Genomic DNA, 21011 nt, shown 5'->3' on the forward strand with positions numbered 1-21011 from the left:
GGGACAGTAAGATTTTTCATTTACTCAACCATGCTAGAAGGTCATCAATTCCGGAATCGAAGAGTATCAACGTCTTTTTGAAGTTTTTCAATTTTATTACTTTGCTCCTGCGTGTCTATTTGGAGTAAGCCAGCACTATCGCCTTTAGCAGCTTTTTTTGCTTCTGCAACAGTTTCATCATGAAGCCTAGCCCCTAAGATATTCAATGTAGAACTGTCATGGCTTGTAGCACTTACATTCTTTCCAATAGCGAGATCCATCTCTTGCCGGAGTTGAAGTATCTTAGGAGTTGGAAAATTTCCATAGACTGTTACATCGTGAAGTCTCTTCTTTAACGCACTTATGTTCCACATTCTTGCACCTAACAGGCCGGCATTGCTTGACTCCATAGCGCTTATCTGTTGCTCCAATATTGACTTTTCATCAGGGTGAGAGCGACCATCTTTTGATGCTAAGCTAGGCTTCTGTACGACTTTTTCTTTTTCAGTCTCTTTGCAAGGTGATGTCCCATAGCTTACTTTACCAGTGTCATCAGTACATTTATACATTTCCGCATAAACACCAGATGAAGCTAGAATAAATAACCAGAGAGAGAATTTAAGTAATTTCATTATTTTTCTCATAGAATAATTGCGTTAATGTCTTACAACTCTAATAATTGTGGAATGAATCGTCATTCCTATTTATTTAATAAAGTCTCTATAGGTCTTATTTTAATTAAGGCTTTTCAATCAATAAGTCTGAAATATCTTTACCCTCAGCAGCCCACTCTTTAAGCCATTTAGGCTTAGGGCCTACTCCATTCCACGCCTGAGGGTGTCCTGAATTTTGTGTAAACGGGATTTAATTATCGATTGGGCATCCTGTCTTCAAACTGAATGCTAAACCGATTCAACGCGGCTTTCCAGTCATGCAAAGGCATGGTCCATTTTTTACTGATATTCATCAGGGCCAAATAGAACAATTTCGACAAGGCTTCATCACTGGGAAATGAACCGCGATTCTTGGTGATTTTCCGCAAACTCATGTTGACCGACTCAATGGCATTGGTGGTGTAAATGATGCGGCGTATCTCCGGCGGATAGTCGAAAAAGGGGATGATCCGATCCCAATTGCGTCGCCAAATTTGGTCAATCGGTGGATAGGCATCGTTCCACTGCACCTCGAACTCAGCCAGCTTCTGCTCCGCCTCGGCGACGGTGGCTGACTGGTAAATCTGTTTGAGATCGGCGGCGATCTGTTTGCGCATTTTCCAGCCGACATAGTTGAGGCTGTTGCGGACCAAATGCACGATGCACAGTTGAACGGCTGTGTGTGGATAGACGGTTTCAATCGCTTCGGGAAAGCCTTTCAAGCCATCGACACAGGCGATGAAGATGTCTTGGACGCCGCGGTTCTTGAGGTCGGTGACGACTTGCAACCAAAACTTGGCGCCCTCGGTTTGAGCTATCCATAAGCCCAGCACTTCCTTTTCGCCGTTCATATTGACGCCAATCGCCAGATAAACAGCCTTGACCCGCACTGCACCGGTATCACGCACTTTGACGTGGATGCAGTCGAGATAAACGATGGGGTAAATCGGATCGAGCGGTCGCGATTGCCAGGCTTTCACTTCCTCAATCACGGCGTCCGTCACTGAGGAAATCAAGCTCGACGACACTTCAGTGCCATACAGCTCTTCCAGGTGGCTCTGGATTTCCCTGACCGTCAGCCCTCGGGCATAAAGCGAAATAATCTTGTCGTCAAAGCCCGTCCAACGGGATTGGTGTTTGCCAATGATTTGCGGCTCGAACTGACCATGACGATCACGTGGAATCTCAATCGGCAATGCGCCAAAATCACCTTTCAGCGTTTTACGGCTTTTGCCGTTGCGCGTATTCCCCGTAGCATTACTGACAGACTCATGCTTGCCATGCCCCAGATGTTCGGTCATTTCAGCTTCTAAAGCCCGCTCCACCAGCGCCTTGGTGAGTTGTTTCAGCAGGCCATTTTCGCCCAGCAGGTCTTCCGGTTTTTGATAGCCGGACAATAAGGTATCGATTAGGTCAGTTGGGATAGATTGGGTTTCGGTCATGGTTACTCCTCAAAGTAAGGGCAGTGTCCTGCCTAATGACCGTTTACACAAAAATTCTTACACCCTCGATTGTGATTCCGGTTGTCGTGGGTTCGAGCCCCATCGTTCACCCCACCATTTCATCTTATTTATCAATCTGATAATAAGAAAAATCCTCAAAAATACCTATCTCTGCTACGCATTCAAACTAGCTATTTGCCAGGCTTAAAAGCATTAGCTTCGCCTGTATCTGCTCAACTTCATTTTTTCCTATCTTCCAGCTAATCCAAATGACACTTGGTCAATCTCTAATTATCAGGCGGTGACTAAGGCCTGGAGCGGCTTTGCTGATCAAAGCGTATATGATACATCCTTCGCCTCCTTGATGAGGGGCGTTGAATAATGCGAGTAACTTACAGCTCAAACACACCATAAGTGCCTTTTTCAAGCCTCCATTTCCTCGTCTAATTCAACTCGACAAACGCACGCCAATTTGACTACAACCCTGTAGCTGTTTGTTTTGAGTGATTTTTTGATTTCTGAGCTGCTGAAGTGTCCAGACAGTTGTTTTGGAACTCTGACTCGAAAGAAGCATATACCGCGCTCGTTTTTCCATAAATAAGCCGCTTGTCTCATGATTGCACGCCGGATCATGTAGCCTTGTTTGTGGCCTCATTGGTGGATTAGATGAATCCATCAAGGTAAAACCATAAAAAACGGGGCCTTATCCCACTGCGCTAAAAAATCAGATCTATATGCTCGCGTCGAGATGCCCGCCTTGGGCGGCTCGTTGAACGACTTCCAGTAGAGTTGTTCGGCATAAGGGAGGTGACTGAGATCGCAAAGGTAAGCATGGACCTGCCCAGCCTCATTGATGTCAAAGCTTTTCAGGAACCAGCCCCCCCGGCAATGAATAGACCGGCTTTCTATCTGATATTTATCCGGATCAGCTTTGTATTTAAGCAAAACCTCAGGCCTGAAGAAAGCAGGACTGGTTGCAAACGGGAGATCTGATGACACGAAGTAATTGCCTAGCTGCAAAGGATCACACGAACACTCCTGTACGCGATCATGCTTCCAATCTTTAGCGATAAAAGATACATAATGTTTAGGTTCAGGCGACCCCCATCTTTGTTGCGGCAGATTTCTGCTGTTTCATCTCGTTCGCTCAGGGCACTCACCACTGCCTTGAGTTCGGGAGCGGACAAGCGAACACCCAATTCGCGATCCATGGGTTTGAGGCTGTCCAGAAATGCTTTGCGATCATTGATTTGCTCAGGATGACGTTTAGCGAATTCTGCCAACAAATCCCGAATTTGTTGCTGACGTGCTTCGCCGGCAGCGATGTCAATCAAACGCGCTGATTCATCTTTCTTCGCACTGGTCGCTAGATTCTTGAAAGCTGTTTCATCTTCTAAACGAACCAAGCGTTCCAGCGTGGCATGAAAATTTAAGCGCAAGGGTCGCTCGACGGTGATTTTGTTATAACCGAAATCCTCATTGTCGAAAATTTTGCTGACCACGAGTTGCTTCCAGATTTGGCCTTCAGGTGCCGCATCGGCTGGTGCATTATTCGTGACAGTAACGACTTTGCCGTCTTTGTCGAACAACACCCAACGACAGGCTTCTGCTTGGAATTGACCGTGTAGATCGGTAATGTCGCCGATGTAGTCGGGGTCTTTGGGTTTATCCGTAGGGTCGCCAATACGGCGGCGCTTGTTGGCCAGGCTTTTTTCCATTGGCACCCAATGGTTACGAGCATCGATAAGTTGAACCTTGTTTTTACGGTGTTCTTCCTTACGATTGCTGAGCACCCAGATATAGGTGCTAATGCCCGTGTTATAAAACAACTGATCAGGCAAGGCCGACCACGGCTTCCAGCCAGTCGTTTTCGATGATCCAACGACGGATTTCGGATTCGCCACCGCCAGCATCACCGGTAAACAAAGGTGAGCCATTAAACACGATGCCAATCCGACTGCCTCCTTCTTCGGCGCGCTGCATCTTATCGATCATATGTTGCAGAAATAACAAGGCACCATCATTGATGCGAAGAGTGCCTGCGCCAAAACGACCGTTATAACCAAGGCTGTCGCGTTCATGTTCTATATAACGCTGCTGCTTCCACTCTACCCCAAATGGGGGATTGGCCAACATGTAGTCAAACCTGCGTTTCTGGCCTTGCTCGTCGCGAGCATGGGCATCCTTAGTAAAGGTATCACCCATGGCAATGTTATCGGCATCCTCGCCTTTGATAAGCATGTCAGAGCGGCAGACTGCCCAGGCTTCGTCATTCCAGTCCTGCCCGTAGAGTAGTGGATTGGCTTCACTATTAAGATCGCGGAGGTATTTTTCGGCTACTGATAGCATGCCGCCAGTGCCGCAAGCTGGATCATAGATGGTTTTGACAACGTGGCTACGGCGCAAATCCTGCTCAGGAGAAAGCAGTAGGTTGACCATCAATTTGATGACTTCACGGGGAGTAAAGTGCTCTCCGGCTTCTTCGTTGGATTGTTCCGCGCCGATCCGTATCAATTCCTCAAACACATAACCCATTTGCATGGCCGCCTGATCTGCCGAAAGTCCGGAAAAGCTCAGATCAAAGGTTGCAAACTTCTGAACCACTTTGAATAGCAGGTTTTTCTCGCTCATACGCTCGATCTGCTCACCAAACTTAAAGCGTTCGAAAATGGCGCGTATGTTGGGCGAATAGCCGTTTATGTAGCTATTGAGATTGGGCGCAAAATTGCTCGGGTCATCCAGTAGCGAGTTGATACCCTTTTCCGAAGGGCGCAACTCCAGCTTGGACAAATTGTAAAACGGATAACCGGTGGCCGATTGCATCACACTGCGAATGATGCTTTCTGGCTTGCCTTTATATTCATTAAAGGTTGTCAGCGCCTTTGCCTTGGTGGGCGCAAGCAGGCAGTCAAAACGGCGCAGTACGGTTAGCGGTAGGATGACCTTACGATACTCGTTACGCTTGTATGGGCCTCGCAGCAGATTGCAGATACTCCAGATGTCGTTGGCAAGCTGGCGGTGGGCTTCTGTGTTCATTTAATCATTCCCTATTATTGGCTCGTTGCCTTATTTGATTATGCTGGGTAGGTGATGGCTCGGAGAGTGACTTAATCCAGCACAACCAAAAACTCTGTAGCCAGTGCTTCCGGTTTAACAGCACGCGTTTCCACACTACGATGCAACCGGACTAGTCCGTAAGTTTCCAGATTCCGCAAGGTTCGCGACAAGTTGCTGGCCGCTCTGCCGGAGAGTTCCGCGAGTTCCATAACTGTACGGGGCTCGCGATCACGGATTAGTCGGAGCAAATCACGATTTTCATCGGAAAGCACACTGGCCAATTGTCGCCAGGAGTCAAACCATACGGTCGGAGTAAGGTCGCTGGTTTCATCCGCCACACTGCCACTGATGCTGTTTGAGCGGATGCCGATCACTGTGCGCATTTTTCGGTCCCCATTGTGATAGGATGATGTTATCACGCAGGCACATGATCTGTCAGTAAACAAGCTAGAGGGGGAATTTGGTGCAACCCCTGCAAACCTTAGTTTGCACTCTGACGCTAGCGAGGTTGCGCGCTGTGAGCCCTCGCTAGTGCATCTTGCCAGGAAGGACCCATTGATATTGGAAACAAGGATTTCGTAAAAAGACTTGGCCACTAGAACATATCCGGAGTAGATTTAAAACTGCACCAAGCGTCAGGGCCAGATATGACTCCACAACAAGCTAAATCAATTGTCGATGCTTTGCTCAACGAGGCAGATCCAGAGACTAGCGAATTCACTGATAATCAAGCCATTGCCATAAAGCCAGAATTGATTGCGGCGTTGAATCTGGCATCTGAAGCTTTGGCTCTGCTGGCTAGACGAAAGGACCGGCTATCGACATTACCCGAAAATGTAGGGAAGCCTTGGTCTGAAGATGAAGACAAGGCATTGATCAAGGCATTCCAAGGCGGCCAGCCCGTAAAGGCTTTAGCGACTAAACATAAGCGAACCCAAGGGGCTATTACGGCACGTTTGTCGAGGTTAGGCCAACTGCCTTACTACGGTGAGATCAGTGCACAATCCGACTAGTCACCGAAAGCTACATGAAATCGATCGTTCCCGGCCGCGAACCAAGACAAGATAGAGGTGAGCATTCCCATGCTCACTATCCTTATATATTAAGTGAAATCCGGGAACCCGGGAAAGTGGCGCCATCCGTGGCCTCCAGCCGTTCCCGGGGCCGGTGGGAACGATTTAGCCCGGAAAAGACTCGAACCCTTGATTTTCCTGGCTTGCAACCCTTCCCGGGCGTGTATCGTTCCCATGGGAACCCGGGAAGCCGGGAACGATTACAAGAGATCGACTTCAATGATCTCGGCCTTGCCCCCAGGCGAGGATCGCCCTACATGACCTAGCCGGAAGCAGGCACGTCCATTGGCAACAGGGCCATCCGGTACATCCAGCCACTTGACCATTTTGGAGCCTTCGGCCATTGCCGCTACCAATTCTCCCTTGCCCAGCAGCACACCCACCCAATGCGAGAATTTGTGTTTGCCCACACTGTGGAACGTTTCGGGTAACTCGTGGCGACGCTCGTACACGCCATTGCCACCGGTTTTGGTATACGGCTGACCATCAACAGCTGCGCGGGCAATGGCCTCCTTTAAATCACGCAACAGGTCTTCTTCAGTCGGATTGGCGCATCTGAGGGCTTTGCTTTGGTCGATCAACAAACCGCTACGGTCCCGCAGGTAGGTGGTTACATTGAGGTTCGCTTTACCATTGGCCTTAACTACGCCACCTTGGACAACACAACCGCGCTGATAATCGACCTCAAGAGTTTCACAAATATCAATCACCTCGCCGACCTTAGGATTCCACAAGGCATAAACTGAGCGCACACCATCCACCAAACCACCGGTGCCACGAATGGCTTCCCGGGCCTGTTCAGGGTTTGACGCTTCCCGTTTGGCAAAATGGTGCGAAACGACGACCGAGGCACCGGTTGTCGCAGCTAACGCAGCCAGCTTAGAACAAACAAACTGCGCGTTTTCCGGTACGTTTAAATCCAATGCGCACAAGGGTTGCAAGGGGGCCAGCACCACCAGGCGCAACTCGGGCATGGTTTTTAACTGGCGCTCCAATTCCTGCCACGCTGCCGTTGCAGCCGGTCCTCGCGTTGCAGGATCAGGCGCGAATAACGGTACGGCCCCACCGGCATCCGGCAGTGGAATCACATACAGGTTTTTGGGGATCTCTCCCAGTGTATTCAGCCGATTATGGACTTCAATAGCATCGTCCTCGGCCGTCACATAGATGGCCACGCCTTGTTGCCGCAAGGCACCACCAAACAAGTAAGGAGCATGCGCCCATGAACCATCATAAGCCGCTACCTCACGAGCCAGTGACAGCAAGAGGAACGATTTGCCAACGCCACCACCCGCAGCAACCAGTGCCGCCTGAGCCATTGGAAAGATTCCCTCGACCAACCAGAGTCGGGGTTTGGGTTCTCCGATAAACCGTTCAGACTCATGCCAATGCTGGATATCAAACTGAATTTTAGGTGGCTCCACCATGGCTGATTCCGAGCGGATGGGAACAGACCGCTTCAGCAGATCAATCACCTCAAACGCTTCATCAACGGCATCGGCCGCATCTCATTTTTTGGGTTTATCGCCTGGGATGCTGACCAACCTAACCTCAGCATCCATGCTTTGTAGTTTGGCAATGACCGCTTGCGCATATTTGCTGCCGGCGTCGTCATTGTCAGGCCATACCGCGACAATTTTGCCTGCCAAGGGTGACCAGTCGGTTTTCTCGATTGCCGTTAGCGCACCACCCATGGCGGTGGTAGCCGGGATGACCTGACTCATCAATGCGTCTGAGTTCGCGGTGCCGGCTTCGCTCGGGCAACTAGATATGGCTTTGCGTTTAGCCAAGACGACCTTGGCTGAGTTGCAACAGCAATATCAGCACATCAGTGATCAGCAATTGGATACCCAAAATGCCATCAAAGCCGCTCGAGGGGCGATTGTTGCCTACCGAGCCACGGTGGCGGAAATCGAGTTACAGGAGCAGTTGCCGGTGTTTATCGACATCGTAGCCAAAGCGGCCGTCAGTCGGCATCTCGGCAATTTAGGTAAAAGCGCGGACCGCTATGAAATCACGATTCCTCGGGAGATGGTCGAATCGATGATGGTGCAGCTTAATGCGGAATTGGCGGCTTGATGGCCTTGGCCCGCTGAATCTACCCTAACTTCATCTTTCGGCACATCGGGAGCGCGCTCAGCGCTCTCGGTGCGATGCCCACCAAAATCTGGAGCCCAGCTATGCATATTCCCCAACGACACTTCGACCAATCCGACCCATTTGCGATTCCCAAGCAGATGATTCATCAGCTGCAGCAAAATCCGCAATTGTTGAATGACTTGCCCAGATCAATGCCATCACTGAACGTGCGTCAACCGGACTCGGCAGGTATAAGCACGATGGGATTTCATCCAGCCGAACCAACCTATTCGGCGAGTAGCGATTTTGATACGGGTTCATCATTGCCGACTGTGTATTTCCGGCCCCGCCGCATTCCCAAGCAGGTGCCTTGGCAATGGGCCTTGTGTGTGGCCATGATCCGCATGGGGCGCAAGCAACAGAAGCTCATCAAGCAACAAACCCGAACCGTCAAGAAGGTGGTGCGCAAGGCGGCACGCTTGTATTTCCCGCGCCGGCCGATTCGTCGAGGTCTGCGTCGCTAATGGCGAGAAATAGTCGCACAGAGCCAAGTTTCGACTTGGCTTCTGCCCACCACAGAGCGTTCATAGCCTGCCTTTAAAGACAGGAGTTTTTTATGACCACCCACTACCGTCGCCGCCCAAGTGGCGGCATTACCGTCCTTGCCAATGCCAAAACTCTGGGCATTGTGGGATTACCATTTTCCTCACCGACCCAAACACGTCAACCGGCCGTATATCGAATCGCGACTGGCGTATCGACTCCAGGAACTGGCCTACGGCGGCTTGCCCGAGGGCATTTGTCGCCATCTGGCTGAGTGCGGGCAGAAGCATTCGAAAATCAAAATCGACTCTCCGCTGGGTCGGGGTGCAGAACGGCATTTGATGCCGGGCACCACGTTGGTCCGAGAATGGGACGACCGCGAATATCGACTCACAGTGACTGTCGAAGGGTTGTACCAATTGGAGGGCGAAGCGAAAGTGTTCAAAAGTTTGTCGGCCGCTGCACGTTATATCACTGGCACCCAATGGTCCGGGCCTAAATTCTTCGGCTTAATCGATGCCAAGGGAGGTAAACAACGTTGAATAGCACCCTAATGAAAAGCCCAAAACGCTGTGCCGTGTATTGCCGCGTTTCATCGGATGAGCGACTGGATCAGTCCTTCAACTCTATCGATGCTCAGAAGGAAGCCGGTCACGTCTTTATCAAAAGCCAAAGCCACGAGGGCTGGATTCCCGTTGCCGATGATTATCACGACGGCGGTTTTTCCGGAGGCAATATGGAGCGGCCGGCGTTGAAACGATTAATGGCTGACATCGAGATGGGCAAGGTCGACATTGTGGTGGTTTACAAAATCGATCGGCTATCACGCAGTTTGGCGGATTTTGCCCGCATGGTCGAAACCTTCGATCGCTGCCGAGTCAGTTTCAGCGCCGTAACGCAGCAAATCAACTCGGCGACCTCGATGGGTAGGTTGATGCTCAATGTGTTGCTGTCGTTTGCCCAATTCGAACGCGAGGTCACTGGTGAACGGATTCGTGACAAAATCGCCGCCAGTAAAGCCAAAGGCCTCTGGATGGGTGGGTCGCTGCCGTTGGGTTACGATGTTATGGACCGTAAACTGGTGGTCAACGACACCGAAGCGGCCATTGTCCGGCGCATTTTCGATGAATTTGTGCGCGACCGCTCGACAACTCAAATGGTGCGAACCTTTGCCGCTGAAGGCGTGTTCACAAAATCTGGTCGGCGCTTTTGCAAACAACCGCTGTACAAGATTTTCCACAACCGCATGTACCTTGGCGAAATCAGCCACAAAGGCAAAAGCTACCCGGGTCAGCAGGAGGCGATTATTACCCAGGCCCAGTGGGACGCCGTGCAGTCTGTATTAGCTGATGATCGCCGTGACCGGGAGCGTGACACTAAAAATCGTGGCAGAACCGATGCCTTGTTGCGTGGCCTATTGTTTACCCCGAGCGGTGAACGGCTGCAGCCCACCTTTACGAACAAGAAGGGTAAAACCTGTCGCTACTACGTGGCCAGTCGCAATCAGAACTACGGCGCGGGTGCGAGTGCCTTTGGCACTTTGCCGGCCGAACACATTGAAGATTTGGTTCTAACTCAAGTCCAGCGGGCCTTGTCGGCACCCACCATCGTGCAAGCGGTCTGGGATCAGGTCCAAGCCAACACCGACAGGTTGACCGAGCCTGAGGTAGTGTTACCGATGCGCCAGTTGGGTAAATTCTGGCCACAGCTGTTCCCAGCCGAACAACACCGATTGTTACATTTGCTGGTTGAGCGTGTGATCATCGGCGACTCGGGTCTCGAAATCGTCTGGAGCGACTGCGGATGGCAAACCCTGGCCAGCGAATTGCAACCTGGCACCATCGGTGCGGAATTAGCTGAAATGGAGGATGTGGCATGAGCGGAATACGTATAACCGGCGATGCCGTTGTTCAGCAAAAAGCCATCAATGGCGAATTGAAACTGACCACCTTCATTCCGCTGAAAATCAAAAAGCGGGGCGGGAAGCGAATCATCGTGCAACCGGAAACCGGTCACGCCCAATCACCACACGCACCAGGTTACGACTCACCGATGTTAATGGCACTATCTCGAGCCTTTCACTGGCAACGGTTACTGTCGGAGGGACTCGCCGAGAGTGGCAGCGACATTGCTAAACGCGAAGGGCTGCATCCTTCCACGGTCAATGAATTACTGCGGCTGACGATGTTGGAGCCGGCGATTATCCAGAGCATCCTGGCCGGGCAGCAACCGAAATGCATGAGTCTGATCTGGTTTCAGCGCAATCCGCTGCCGGTTGACTGGCTTGAGCAACGGAAGGTCATAGCTGCTTTTGACAAATAACGGCTTACGAGTCCTCAATCACTCGGGCAACATCATTGTGGCACTCGGCGCATTTGCCGACCAGTAACAGATCGCCATGTTTGATGGTGCCGCTGAAGTTGGTGATGGTGACTTCGTGGCGGCATTGCGAGCACCAAACATTGGAGAGAATACGTTGGCGAAAGTCGGCAGGAAAAGAATCCCATCGCTGACGCGCCTGCGGGGTAAAGTCGGGCAGCGATTCAATGGCCATCGTTTATTCCTCGAATAAGTCGGAGTGGGTTCCGGTGCGAACGAAGATAATGGTATTGCCTTCCAGCTGATAAATCAGCAGGAAATCGCCGCCAATGTGACATTCTCTATGATCAGCCCAGTTGCCTTTAAGCGGATGATCCAGCCATTCGGGTCCCAATGGTGAGTCATTAGCTATCAGTAGCAACATCACTTCTTTCAGGCGCGTCAAATCATACTGACCGGAGCGCGAAAGCCGCTCCCAATCTTTCAGAAAGGTTTTGGTGTAATCGCAGGCTCTTGGCGGATGCGTTCGCTTACTGCTGGCCGGCTTTTTCGAGGTCATCGATCAGGGCATCAGCGGATTCAAAACGAGTCGCCTTGGTTTTCATCATTTCCCGGGCCTCATCCATCGCCTCACGCGTTGCCGTGTTCGGCACCTTAAGCTCTAGCGGGAAAGCCTGATCATTGACCACACGTTTAAGCAGGATGCGAACGGCATCGGACACGGTTAAGCCCATCGCCGCCAACGCTTCGCTGGCTTGGGTCTTGATTTCGTCGTCCACGCGGACGTGTAACATACTGGAATGCGCCATCATCGAATCCTCCGTTTTTTCTCATTATGTATCTCTTTTGCGATACAAACAAGGGCAACCTATCCAGATGCCTTTGTCCCAATAGGAAGAACGTGGCGATCACTTTGACACCTGAAAATGGGATTATTTGTCTATCGGTCTGCACTTGAAAAAACAGAACGACAGGCCACAAACCCAGTAAAACCGGCGTTTTGGGCTGCGGAATTTCCGCAAGCAAAACAGAGAAAAGATACTGATTGGAGCTGAAGACGGCCGATTTTGAGCCAATAACAGGGTAGCGCACCCGCAGCGTCGAACCGCCACAGCCCGCACCACGCAGGGTTTCGAGCATAAAAAAAGGGCCTGGAGAATTTCCAAGCCCTTGTATTTGGTGGTGGAGTCGCCACTTGAAACAAACCGCGTCTACTCTGCTATTGCTGGTGGATGCAGGCTGTTGCGGGTTCGTTAAGGAAGTGGCTTTTTACGGTCTTTTGAAGCGCCACAAACCTACTATTTTTAATCAGGTTCGCAGGCTGGTTTGGCAATGAGTTCAATTCCCGAATTCGCAATTGAACCGGCGTCCGTAACCCCGAGTTTGATGTATTAGTTTTTATCCTGGAGCATGCTCTTTAAGCCACGCTTTAAGCGCATCATTCATTCGCGTTTGCCAGCCGCGACCTGTGGCACGGAAAGCTTCCAGTACATCCTTGTCAAATCGGATGGCAACCTGTTCCTTATTGCCACTGCCTGCTGGACGTCCAGCGCGGCGCAGTGTGATTGCTTCTCGTATCGCCAGGGTTGCGTCTGGCGAATCCTCGTCATCTTCAGGCTCAATGCCCGCCAATTTATTTTGGTGCAAAAGCGCTAAATCAGTTTTCGATTCACCGCTTTCACGAGCTGCACACATCTCATTAAGTGTTAACGTAGTCATTTTCAAGTCAGTCATGATGAGTCTCAGATTCTGTGCGCTAGGCCAGACATTACGCGAATTGGCCCTGCGAATAAACGTTACTCAATACCATTGTACACAGCTACCAATCCCACGCCCAATTACACCCAATTCCTGCTGACCGAGCTTGACTCTATCCGAAGACAACGGCTTCACAGTCTCACGTTAACTAATGTTGAAGAAAACCAAAATGGAAGTAAATCACCTCACCCAAAAGCAACTGGCTGCCCGATGGAGTATCAGCGACGCCTCCTTAGAGCGATGGCGATGTGATGGCATCGGTCCCAAATTTCTTAAAATCCAGGGTCATGTGCGTTACAGGCTTGCCGACATCGAGGAATACGAGGAGTCCTGCCTGTTAAGCATAACGGTCAAGAACTCCTGAGTCATCGAATACTTGCCTGTATGACATTCCAAGCCACATCCCAGCGTATTCGCTCTTGTTCAAGGCGGACTTGTTGACCAAAGCTATTGTTTTTGAGCGAATGATATAGCTTTTGTTCGGTACTGGTGAGCAGAGGGAATTCAGAGGAAGAGTGCTGGTCTTTTTCTTCCACCCACAAATCTTGATGGGTCATTAGTGTTGACTCATCCATCAGCACAATCCTCAAGCTAGGAATGTATGCTCTGGCTCGATTAAGAATGGCAAAGCCATGCGTATCAATGTCACCCCAATAGATACATTGCGCCTGTTGTAGCCATGGAAGCTGCCCTAAAACTTCAACCGCGTAACCCAGTCGCATGATTACAACCGTCCCTGGCAGGTCATCAAAGGCAAGTCCAGTTTGAAGGTTCTCAACAATGAAGACATTCGTTGGCCGTATGCCAATACTTGCCACCTCCTCACAAGGTGAAGAGATATCGCCAAGACCGCCCAGACGGGCTCTCAGTCCTGGATCCAGAACTCGCATGCGGATCAGTTGTGGCTGCGGTCGCAAGCCGCAGCGCCTAAAGAAGTCGCGATCTCCTGTCGGGTCACTCTGGAGCGCCGCAACCAAGTCAGAGATAAGACCCTTTCTAGAATCCAGCCATTTGCTGTCGGCACCGGCAACCGGAATTTGTCGTGGGTAGAGATTGGATTTCGGATTGAGATTGATCCAATCCAGCATCTCTGCCAGCCGACGAAAATCGGCATCGCTGTAGTCCGCGAGGACATCAAAGTACCTCGGCAACTGCTGCGCCAGGACTGGCCAACGAACAGTGAGTGTTTGGTAACGAGACAGGGCATGCTCCCACCGTGTGGATTCACCAATCCACATGGCAACATCTTCAGGGCCGCGTAACGCCAGTTTATCTGGCAGTCGCTGGGTGCCAAGCGCTTTCCACCGGCGCTCACACCAGGAAAGAGTACCGACTCCTTGCCAGCGTTGCCATGTGCCCACCCACGCGCGAACGCCGTCGACTTGCCGCAGAGCAGCCTGTTCCGTCGGTATGCCGAGCGGTACTTCCAGTGGCCATTGGCTCTCGCCAGCCTCGCTAATCAACCACTCTCGGTGTTTGCTCTGAAAGCGACGCGTAAGAAACTGTCGGACATCTTCAGGAAGCTTCAACGCTAGCCTCCTCTCGAGTATGCTCGGGCAGTATCAACCGCTGACGATCACCGTCGTACTCGATCAACAATACGCCTGACACGCGTCGGTCGCTGATATCTACGAAGCAGGCGCCACCGATGAATGGTTCGAGGGTCATGACGGACTTCAGCGGCGTAGCGACTACTATTTGAAATCCGAAATTGGTAAAGATGTTCATCGCCAAGGCAGTGAATTCGTTGTCAGCCTTATCGAATGCCTCATCAAGCACGACGGGTGCATACATCGGCACGCCGTGATCATTCCCTCCCAGTTGATACCGCAGGGCAGCGGCCAGGCACGTGGTGGCCAGCTTCTGCCGTTGGCCGCCAGACTTGCCTGCTCCGCTGCGGTAGATCTCGACCTCGATGCCGCTTTCGTCGATCTCCCGCCCGATGAACTCAACATGCTGTCGAACGTCGAGCACAGTCTCGCGCCAGCGCCTCTGCTCGGGGTCCTGACTGGCGAGTCGATCAACAAGTCGTCGCAAGGCCAGGAACCGCGCCTCGGCAAACTCGCGATCCTCCGTCCATGCATGGCTCAGCGCCTGCTGGATCTCCTGCTTGAATTCCTTGACGTCGACAAGCTGCCGGTCACTGGCGTCGATGTGGAGATAGGTGCGTTGATTGGCGCTCTGGTTGAAGGGTACCTGACCAAGACTGTCGTTGACCAGATCCATCCGATCCAGGATCGCCTTACGCGCATCGTTCAGGTAGGTGGAAAGCGCCGCCAGATTCTGGTGACTTTGGTTCTGCAGCAATTCAAAGAATCGCTGCTCATAGGCGGGCAGTCCATCCGTCTCCAGCCGAACCAGTTTGGCGAAGAAGTCTGGCGCGCTGGCGAGGCTCGTGTCCATGTCACCAGCATCCATCGGCCACTGCCGTTTGAAATCGGTAAAGCGTGCTTCTATTTCCTTCTCACAAATGCCAATCCCACGGTTGACCTCTTCGATCTCCGCATTGAGTGCGCGTTCTACAGACGTTGTCACCTTGTCGAGGTTGTCGAGCCGCACGGCATCTGACTGCTTGGCGAAGCGCTCGTCGAGACCCGAGACCTGATAGGGCGTCAATGGAACGATAGACGCGTCCTGCCGGAGGGATTCCAGTTTCTGGGTGCTGGTCTTGATCTGGTCAAGAATCGAATCGTGCGCGCGAGTTGCCTGGCGAAGCTCCTTGTCAGCATCATCAACGAGCTTCTTTTGCTTCTCGATCTGCTCACTGATTTTCAGCAGGGTGGTATTGCCCTCCCGCGCTTCGCGGATCTGCCGCTCGATGGTGGAAATCCGGTCCAGCAATGGGACTAAATCTATTTCCTGCCACTGGAGATTCACCAGGGTCTGGCACTGCATCGCTCGGGCCGCACGATTCTTGTCCTGGTCGGAGAGCTTGTCGATTTCCTCGCCGAGGCGCGATATGGTGTCAGCCAGCTCCTGCGCCTGAGCTTGAAAGAGCCCGAGCTTCTCCCGGTTATCGAATCCGAGCACCCAGTTTCGTCGGTCGCCGACACTTCGGCGGTCATCTTTCTCATGCCGGGTTTTGCTGTGCTTGACCTGGCCCTCACGGGTGATGGCGCGATCAGCACTCCTGAACGACTGAATGGAATCGACGCACGCGTAATCGAAGCGTTGCCGTAGCTCGGCCTGTAGCCAATCGGCATACGTCCCCTCCTTGACGTTCAGTTTGAGGACGAGCGAATTGGCCCCGATGGGCTTAGCGTGCCAGGTTTCCGGGCGGCCAGTCCGGTAGTACACCAGACGCTGCCCAAGGTGGGTGTTATTGATGTGATTGGCCAGCGCCGAATACTGGCGCTCGTCTACCAGGAGTGAGAGCGCAAACCCGTGCAATACGCGCTCAATGGCACCCTACCACTCGGCCTCGTCAGGCTTCACCTCGACGAGTTCGCCTACAAAAGGAAGTGCCGACTCCGAGATCCCGATGGCGGCGGCGATGTCTCGACGCATTTCCAGCATGTCGGCTGGAATGTTCGATGGCTGGCGCTGGAGTGCCTGCACCTCTTTCAGTGCTTGCGAAATCGCGGTCTCGGCATCCTTCTTTTCTCTGTCCAGGCGGAACTGCTCGGCGCGGCTATCGTTGCTGCGCTGCTCCCAGTTTTCGACCTCCTGCCGCGCGCTGCCCAACAGTTCAGCGAAAGCTTGAGGCAAATCCGGGAGGCTCCAGCCCAGCTTCTTACATGCCTCTTCGGCCTGACCGCGTTTGCGCAGGCGATCTGTGCGCTGGCCCTCCAGCCCCGATTTCTCGGCTTCCCATTGCTCGATCTGATCACCGCCTGCTTCACGGTGCTGTCGCTCCAGATCGCGCAAGATTGCGGCGTGGTTATCCAAGGTGCTTTGACGTCGCCCCACTTCGCCTTCCGAGCCGTTGGCTTGCACCTCCAGGGATGCTACGTGCTCCTTGAGGAGATCAATACGGCGAGTCTCACGGTAGCCATCAACCCCCAGCCGAAGCTCGTCCAGCCCATTGCGCTGCAGCATCAACGAGTCCCTGTGCTGATGTTGCTCCCGCGCTGGCGCGAGTGTTTGAACCTGTTCGCGAGCCGTCACTACCGCCTGGTGGGCCGCATTGAGTTCGCCAAATTCGCTGACCAATCGATCCGCCACCTCAAAGGTGTCGGGCTTGTCGAGCATGAAGTCGCGCAGGAAGGTATTGAGGTCACCGAGATTCTTGGCCGACTGGGTTTTGTGTAGCAAACGCAGCGCCATTTCGCTCTCGATGCCGAGCAGGCGACAGAATCGTTCGCAATAGGGTCGAAATTCGTCGCGGGCGAATGCCTCAGGGAAAGACTGCTTGAGCTTCCGGATGTCGAAGTTGGATTGACCAAAGTCCTCCAGCTCGCGTAGGTCAAAGGCCCGCTCCATGACAAGGTAGTGGCGTTTGACGTCGGTACTGCCGTTCGCATTGCCCCGCAGCCAGAACACCTGAACCAGCACCACAGACTGACCCAACGCATTCTGGTAGGTCAGCGCCAGAGCAGACCATGTTGTCCCCGAGCGTAAGTAACGAGTGGCAATTTCACCTGACTCTCCATCCTTCTGTTCGGCCCACGCACCACGTATGTAGGTGACGAGGTTTCGGTCACGACCACTGCGGTCCGCCTCGCGCGCAGCAGCATTGAAGTCGATCCAGCGAGGTGGTGTCAGCAACGCCGAAAATGCGTCGAGAAGAGTCGATTTCCCCGCCCCGGATCGACCCACAAACAGAAAGCCTCGCTCGCTGATCGGCACGTCGTGCAGGCCGGAGAAAGTGCCCCAGTTGTAAACCTGCAGACGAGTCATCCGAAACTGCTCGCGGGCAAACAAGGAGGCGGTTTGGGGTTCCGAGATCATTGGTCGGCCTCCGCATCGGGTTCAGTCTGATCCAGTTGCGCTGGAGTTTCTCCGTCAGCCATGCGCTGATACAAGTGGATCAGTGCTTGTATTTCTTCCGCAGAAAAGAGGAGCTTCAGCGTCGGTGAAATCTCGAAGCGATCCTCACTCGAACGAATCTTCTGAAGGATACTGTGCTTTTTGACCTTCTCGATGGAGGCCTGAACCCGTTTCACGAACCCCGCACGGTCGGTGTTGGCCGCGCGCTCATAGAGGGCAAGAAATTCCATGATCTCGTCTGTCGACACCACAGCACGGTCGCCCTGCGAGTCCGCTTGGGTCAATCGCTGGCGAAGGTGGAGCAGCAGAATAGAGTCGATAAACGTCAGCTGGGCGCGACGCAACAGGAGTGGCACTTCAAGGTCGCCGGTATCTGCCTGACGGGTGAAGGCCACTTGTACGTCTCGGTCGATAACCAGTTCGAGAAACAACTCGGCCAGTTGCCGACGTATCACTACTTCGTCTCGCACCAAGATCGGCCAGAGTTTTGGATGTCGACGTCCGTCGAGCGATGGCCCTGCCAGCAGTTGCACCAGGGCACGCCGGGTATCCAGTGCCAACTCGCCGCTGTCGCCCATGAACAGGGTGTTGCCAGATGCCTGAGTAGCAGCATCTGGCGCTTGTACTTCGGCTGTCATAGCCGCTTCGTCGTGTTCAGACCAGTTCATTGGCTCGCTCCCTCAAAAAGAATATCTTTGGAATTAGTGCGCTACGACGCTCGTCGTCGCCTCCAACCCAGGCTACGGTTTCACTATGGTCGGCCTTGAACCCATGCCGACTACCCAATGCCAGCAGGCCGACGACGCTGCCCAGCCCCTGTGCGGCTGGGAACTGTTCAAGAACTTCGGCAATCGATGCCTGTGAGCGTTGTTCCAGGACTGCCAGCACGTTGGCCCTCAGCGCTCGGAAGTCGATTTCGGACTGGGCGACCAGTTCGCTCACAGACTCCAGGTCGATGGGCGGCGCGTCCCCTTCCGCCATCTGCCCGGGCAAGGCTTGCAGCGATGGGTCGTGCAGTACCCATTGAGACAAGGAACGCAAACGGCTGCTCGTGAGTTCCAGCGTGTACTGGAGCGTTTCTGTGGCCCTGACTTCGTCCTTCAAGGCCAGTGCTGCGCGTTGAGCGTCTTTCAGAAGGTGATTGAGTCGGCATTGCTCGAGGTATTCACGACTCTGGACGAAGTGCTTCAGGCTGCGCGCGAAGGTCTGAAGCACCTCGTGAACCATGCCGCCCTGCTCGAGAAGGGTCCGCGTCAGCCGAAGAAGGAATCGTCGCTCTTTGGCTTCGAGCTGCCCCACAAACTCCCGCGACATCACGCTATCCAGAGCCTGATCAAGCGTAGCGGCTTGCTCTGGGTCCGTAAGCAATCGCCAGAAAGCAGAGAAAGTCCTTCCGGCATCGCTCTCTGAAATCAGGTCGATTCCCGCGAACAACGAATCCAGCACATTCCCACGATTGCCATCGTTGTCCATGATGCGTTCACGGAGATCGCGATTGAGCTGGTCGAACTGATCGCGGACACGGCGGAAATCACCCGCAAGATCGTCAGCCAGCGTGATGATCTCCCGCGTACGCTCCAGCGCGGTTGAATGGGGCAATACGCGCATCTGCCCCTTCTGAATGCGGTCTATCTCCTTATCGATGCGGGCTTGCTCGGCCATGAGTCGATCGATTCGGCGGATTTTGTCGGTATCGGTGTCCTCTGCAAGCCGAGCCAGTGCCTCGATAACGAGTGTCAGGCGGCTTTCGGTCGCGGCTGAGTGCGGCTGCGCTAGGCCAGAGACAAATTTAATAGCTTCGACGGCTGGCGTAGAGAGTTCATATTCCTCCTCTGAAGACCCAGCCGGGAAACGTCGCTCCAGGTAACCATCGGCGAGCCAGCTGGCGACATACGCTTGTGCGGTTTGGGGAAAGTCCTCAACTTGGGCACGCAGAGCTTCGAGATCCCTTGCGATTCTTTCGTGAAAAATAGAGGCCGGAAGGCTACGTTCACTCTCGTATAGATGGGTTTGAAGCAGACCGATGACGGTAGGCCCAGTGTTCGAGGCAAGCAGGCGCCAGAGCGGCTGCGCCCGCATACGCCGATATGTAGCGATGGCTTTGTCTGCTTTCACTCACGCTCTCCAAAGTGTAGGCGTCGCCCGGTTTATGGTAATCATAATACAACGCATATAGCAATCAAAAACATTGCATTGATACATTCTAGAGCAGCTTATATACTTTGCGCAACAGTCCGCATAAATATTCCTTAACCTGATAGAGCACTCAAGAATGCCCATAGATCAACTTGCAGAACTGACCCAGCCTCAACGCGACCGGCTCGCGTTCGTAGAGCTGCGTGTGCGCTTTGTGGGGGAGATACGTCGACAGGATTTGGTGTCGCGATTTGGCATCCAGTCCGCAGCAGCAACCCGGGATTTGGCACTTTATAAAGAATTGGCGCCAAATAACATCGACTACGACTCCAAAGGTAAGTCTTACATCATCGGCTCTGATTTTTCGCCGATATTCGATTTCCCGCCGGAACGGGTTTTGACTTGGTTGTCACAGGGATTCGGTGACGGGGAGCCTATGTTGTTAAAGCCTTGGGTTTCCTGTGAAATCCCCTCACGGCTTACCCACCCCTACCTTGAGATACTGGCATCTGTAACCCGCGCCGTTCATCTGCAATGCCCGTTAAAAATAGAGTATTTCTCCATTTCCAACGGCAAAAGCGTTCGTGAAATTATCCCCTTTGCATTAACTGACAATGGCCTGCGCTGGCACGTGCGAGCATTTGATCGGAAAAGCCGGGAGTTTCGGGATTTCGTTATTACCCGCATAAAACAGCCTGTTGTGATGAAAGGCGCTGAAGTTCTAACACACGAACGAAGCGACCAAGATATTCAGTGGACTCGTATAGTAGAACTCGACTTGGTCCCGCATCCCGATCAACCATACCCTGAAATTACGGAAATGGATTACGCCATGAACGAAGGGGTTCTGCATGTCAAACTCCGAGCGGCCACTGCGGGTTACACACTGCGCAAATGGAGTGTGGATTGTTCACCCGATCACAGTCTGCATGGCCCTGAATATCGACTTTGGCTTAAAGATCATCTAGCGCTTTACGGTGTAAAAAACGCCGTTTTGGCTCCCGGATATCAATTGACCAATCAAAGCGCCTAAATTCATAAAA

At 52.7% G+C, this 21011-nt stretch carries 27 protein-coding genes; 8 read left to right on the top strand and 19 right to left on the bottom strand.

What is annotated here, in order from left to right:
* Window positions 1-44: 44 nt before the first annotated feature.
* The 8 genes from ACH50O_RS14480 to ACH50O_RS14515 form a co-directional block, all read right to left on the bottom strand.
* On the bottom strand, window positions 45-611 hold the full coding sequence (locus tag ACH50O_RS14480) for a DUF4124 domain-containing protein (RefSeq protein WP_446808483.1): 567 nt from the start codon (window positions 609-611) through the stop codon (window positions 45-47).
* A 106-nt stretch (window positions 612-717) separates the two neighbouring features.
* The gene (locus tag ACH50O_RS14485; RefSeq protein ID WP_446812155.1) at window positions 718-843 is read right to left on the bottom strand and encodes an H-NS family nucleoid-associated regulatory protein; all 126 of its coding nucleotides are present in this window, start codon (window positions 841-843) and stop codon (window positions 718-720) included.
* 4 nt (window positions 844-847) lie between these two features.
* Complete coding sequence (locus tag ACH50O_RS14490) at window positions 848-2074, bottom strand: IS256 family transposase (protein ID WP_446808484.1); 1227 nt, start codon at window positions 2072-2074, stop codon at window positions 848-850.
* A 423-nt stretch (window positions 2075-2497) separates the two neighbouring features.
* Window positions 2498-2707: a DUF6538 domain-containing protein gene (locus ACH50O_RS14495; protein ID WP_446808485.1), complete on the bottom strand. Its 210-nt coding sequence runs from the start codon at window positions 2705-2707 to the stop codon at window positions 2498-2500.
* 42 nt (window positions 2708-2749) lie between these two features.
* Window positions 2750-3073 carry a hypothetical protein gene (locus tag ACH50O_RS14500; protein ID WP_446808486.1) on the bottom strand — a complete coding sequence of 108 codons (324 nt, stop codon included), beginning with the start codon at window positions 3071-3073 and terminating at the stop codon, window positions 2750-2752.
* Between the two features lie 11 nt (window positions 3074-3084).
* Window positions 3085-3915 carry an N-6 DNA methylase gene (locus ACH50O_RS14505; RefSeq protein WP_446808487.1) on the bottom strand — a complete coding sequence of 277 codons (831 nt, stop codon included), beginning with the start codon at window positions 3913-3915 and terminating at the stop codon, window positions 3085-3087.
* Window positions 3908-5110, bottom strand: coding sequence for a type I restriction-modification system subunit M (locus ACH50O_RS14510; protein ID WP_446808488.1), 1203 nt, complete (start codon window positions 5108-5110; stop codon window positions 3908-3910). The genes ACH50O_RS14505 and ACH50O_RS14510 overlap by 8 nt, the downstream gene beginning before the upstream one ends.
* A 71-nt stretch (window positions 5111-5181) precedes the next feature.
* On the bottom strand, window positions 5182-5514 hold the full coding sequence (locus tag ACH50O_RS14515) for an HVO_A0114 family putative DNA-binding protein (RefSeq protein ID WP_446808489.1): 333 nt from the start codon (window positions 5512-5514) through the stop codon (window positions 5182-5184).
* Between the two features lie 264 nt (window positions 5515-5778).
* Here ACH50O_RS14515 and ACH50O_RS14520 point away from each other — a divergent pair, with 264 nt between their 5' ends.
* Window positions 5779-6144 (top strand): hypothetical protein, encoded by a 366-nt coding sequence (locus tag ACH50O_RS14520; RefSeq protein WP_446808490.1) that lies wholly within the window; start codon window positions 5779-5781, stop codon window positions 6142-6144.
* A 260-nt stretch (window positions 6145-6404) separates the two neighbouring features.
* Here the strand turns inward: ACH50O_RS14520 and ACH50O_RS14525 are convergent, their stop codons facing one another.
* Both ACH50O_RS14525 and ACH50O_RS14530 read right to left on the bottom strand, forming a co-directional pair.
* Window positions 6405-7679, bottom strand: coding sequence for an AAA family ATPase (locus ACH50O_RS14525; RefSeq protein ID WP_446808491.1), 1275 nt, complete (start codon window positions 7677-7679; stop codon window positions 6405-6407).
* 33 nt (window positions 7680-7712) lie between these two features.
* Window positions 7713-7928, bottom strand: coding sequence for a toprim domain-containing protein (locus ACH50O_RS14530; protein WP_446808492.1), 216 nt, complete (start codon window positions 7926-7928; stop codon window positions 7713-7715).
* Between the two features lie 46 nt (window positions 7929-7974).
* On the opposite strand from ACH50O_RS14530, the gene ACH50O_RS14535 reads away from it, so the two are divergent.
* From ACH50O_RS14535 to ACH50O_RS14555, 5 genes are all read left to right on the top strand, one after another.
* The gene (locus ACH50O_RS14535) at window positions 7975-8283 is read left to right on the top strand and encodes a hypothetical protein (RefSeq protein ID WP_446808493.1); all 309 of its coding nucleotides are present in this window, start codon (window positions 7975-7977) and stop codon (window positions 8281-8283) included.
* 101 nt (window positions 8284-8384) lie between these two features.
* Window positions 8385-8807, top strand: a complete 423-nt coding sequence (locus ACH50O_RS14540) for a hypothetical protein (protein ID WP_446808494.1) — start codon at window positions 8385-8387, stop codon at window positions 8805-8807.
* Window positions 8808-8951: 144 nt separating this feature from the next.
* Entirely contained in the window at window positions 8952-9368 is a 417-nt protein-coding gene (locus ACH50O_RS14545) for a DUF2924 domain-containing protein (protein ID WP_446808495.1), read from the top strand.
* Entirely contained in the window at window positions 9365-10705 is a 1341-nt protein-coding gene (locus ACH50O_RS14550; protein WP_446808496.1) for a recombinase family protein, read from the top strand. Before ACH50O_RS14545 ends, ACH50O_RS14550 begins: the two co-directional genes overlap by 4 nt.
* On the top strand, window positions 10702-11148 hold the full coding sequence (locus ACH50O_RS14555; protein WP_446808497.1) for a site-specific recombinase resolvase: 447 nt from the start codon (window positions 10702-10704) through the stop codon (window positions 11146-11148). Before ACH50O_RS14550 ends, ACH50O_RS14555 begins: the two co-directional genes overlap by 4 nt.
* Before the next feature lie 4 nt (window positions 11149-11152).
* On the opposite strand, the gene ACH50O_RS14560 is transcribed toward ACH50O_RS14555, so the two are convergent.
* The 4 genes from ACH50O_RS14560 to ACH50O_RS14575 all read right to left on the bottom strand — a co-directional run bounded on the left by ACH50O_RS14560 (window position 11153) and on the right by ACH50O_RS14575 (window position 12879).
* Window positions 11153-11380, bottom strand: a complete 228-nt coding sequence (locus ACH50O_RS14560; RefSeq protein ID WP_446808498.1) for a hypothetical protein — start codon at window positions 11378-11380, stop codon at window positions 11153-11155.
* Between the two features lie 3 nt (window positions 11381-11383).
* Window positions 11384-11704, bottom strand: a complete 321-nt coding sequence (locus ACH50O_RS14565) for a type II toxin-antitoxin system YafQ family toxin (protein ID WP_446808499.1) — start codon at window positions 11702-11704, stop codon at window positions 11384-11386.
* A complete protein-coding gene (locus ACH50O_RS14570; RefSeq protein ID WP_446808500.1) occupies window positions 11676-11957 on the bottom strand; it encodes a type II toxin-antitoxin system RelB/DinJ family antitoxin in 282 nt (93 codons plus the stop codon). The genes ACH50O_RS14565 and ACH50O_RS14570 overlap by 29 nt, the downstream gene beginning before the upstream one ends.
* A 586-nt stretch (window positions 11958-12543) precedes the next feature.
* Window positions 12544-12879: a BrnA antitoxin family protein gene (locus ACH50O_RS14575; RefSeq protein ID WP_446808501.1), complete on the bottom strand. Its 336-nt coding sequence runs from the start codon at window positions 12877-12879 to the stop codon at window positions 12544-12546.
* Window positions 12880-13072: 193 nt separating this feature from the next.
* Here ACH50O_RS14575 and ACH50O_RS14580 point away from each other — a divergent pair, with 193 nt between their 5' ends.
* Window positions 13073-13267: a helix-turn-helix transcriptional regulator gene (locus tag ACH50O_RS14580; protein WP_446808502.1), complete on the top strand. Its 195-nt coding sequence runs from the start codon at window positions 13073-13075 to the stop codon at window positions 13265-13267.
* 1 nt (window position 13268) lies between these two features.
* Here ACH50O_RS14580 and ACH50O_RS14585 read toward each other — a convergent pair whose 3' ends face one another.
* The 5 genes from ACH50O_RS14585 to ACH50O_RS14605 are packed head-to-tail and all read right to left on the bottom strand — an operon-like array spanning window position 13269 to window position 19947.
* Entirely contained in the window at window positions 13269-14432 is a 1164-nt protein-coding gene (locus ACH50O_RS14585; RefSeq protein WP_446808503.1) for a Wadjet anti-phage system protein JetD domain-containing protein, read from the bottom strand.
* Complete coding sequence (locus ACH50O_RS14590; protein ID WP_446808504.1) at window positions 14419-16293, bottom strand: ATP-binding protein; 1875 nt, start codon at window positions 16291-16293, stop codon at window positions 14419-14421. Before ACH50O_RS14590 ends, ACH50O_RS14585 begins: the two co-directional genes overlap by 14 nt.
* A gap of 18 nt (window positions 16294-16311) precedes the next feature.
* Window positions 16312-17793, bottom strand: a complete 1482-nt coding sequence (locus tag ACH50O_RS14595) for an ATP-binding protein (protein WP_446808505.1) — start codon at window positions 17791-17793, stop codon at window positions 16312-16314.
* Complete coding sequence (locus tag ACH50O_RS14600) at window positions 17790-18500, bottom strand: DUF4194 domain-containing protein (RefSeq protein WP_446808506.1); 711 nt, start codon at window positions 18498-18500, stop codon at window positions 17790-17792. Before ACH50O_RS14600 ends, ACH50O_RS14595 begins: the two co-directional genes overlap by 4 nt.
* The gene (locus ACH50O_RS14605) at window positions 18487-19947 is read right to left on the bottom strand and encodes a DUF3375 domain-containing protein (protein ID WP_446808507.1); all 1461 of its coding nucleotides are present in this window, start codon (window positions 19945-19947) and stop codon (window positions 18487-18489) included. Before ACH50O_RS14605 ends, ACH50O_RS14600 begins: the two co-directional genes overlap by 14 nt.
* 157 nt (window positions 19948-20104) lie before the next feature.
* Here ACH50O_RS14605 and ACH50O_RS14610 point away from each other — a divergent pair, with 157 nt between their 5' ends.
* Entirely contained in the window at window positions 20105-21001 is an 897-nt protein-coding gene (locus ACH50O_RS14610; RefSeq protein ID WP_446808508.1) for a WYL domain-containing protein, read from the top strand.
* Window positions 21002-21011: the final 10 nt, after the last annotated feature.

This window comes from Methylomonas sp. 2BW1-5-20 (assembly GCF_052474515.1).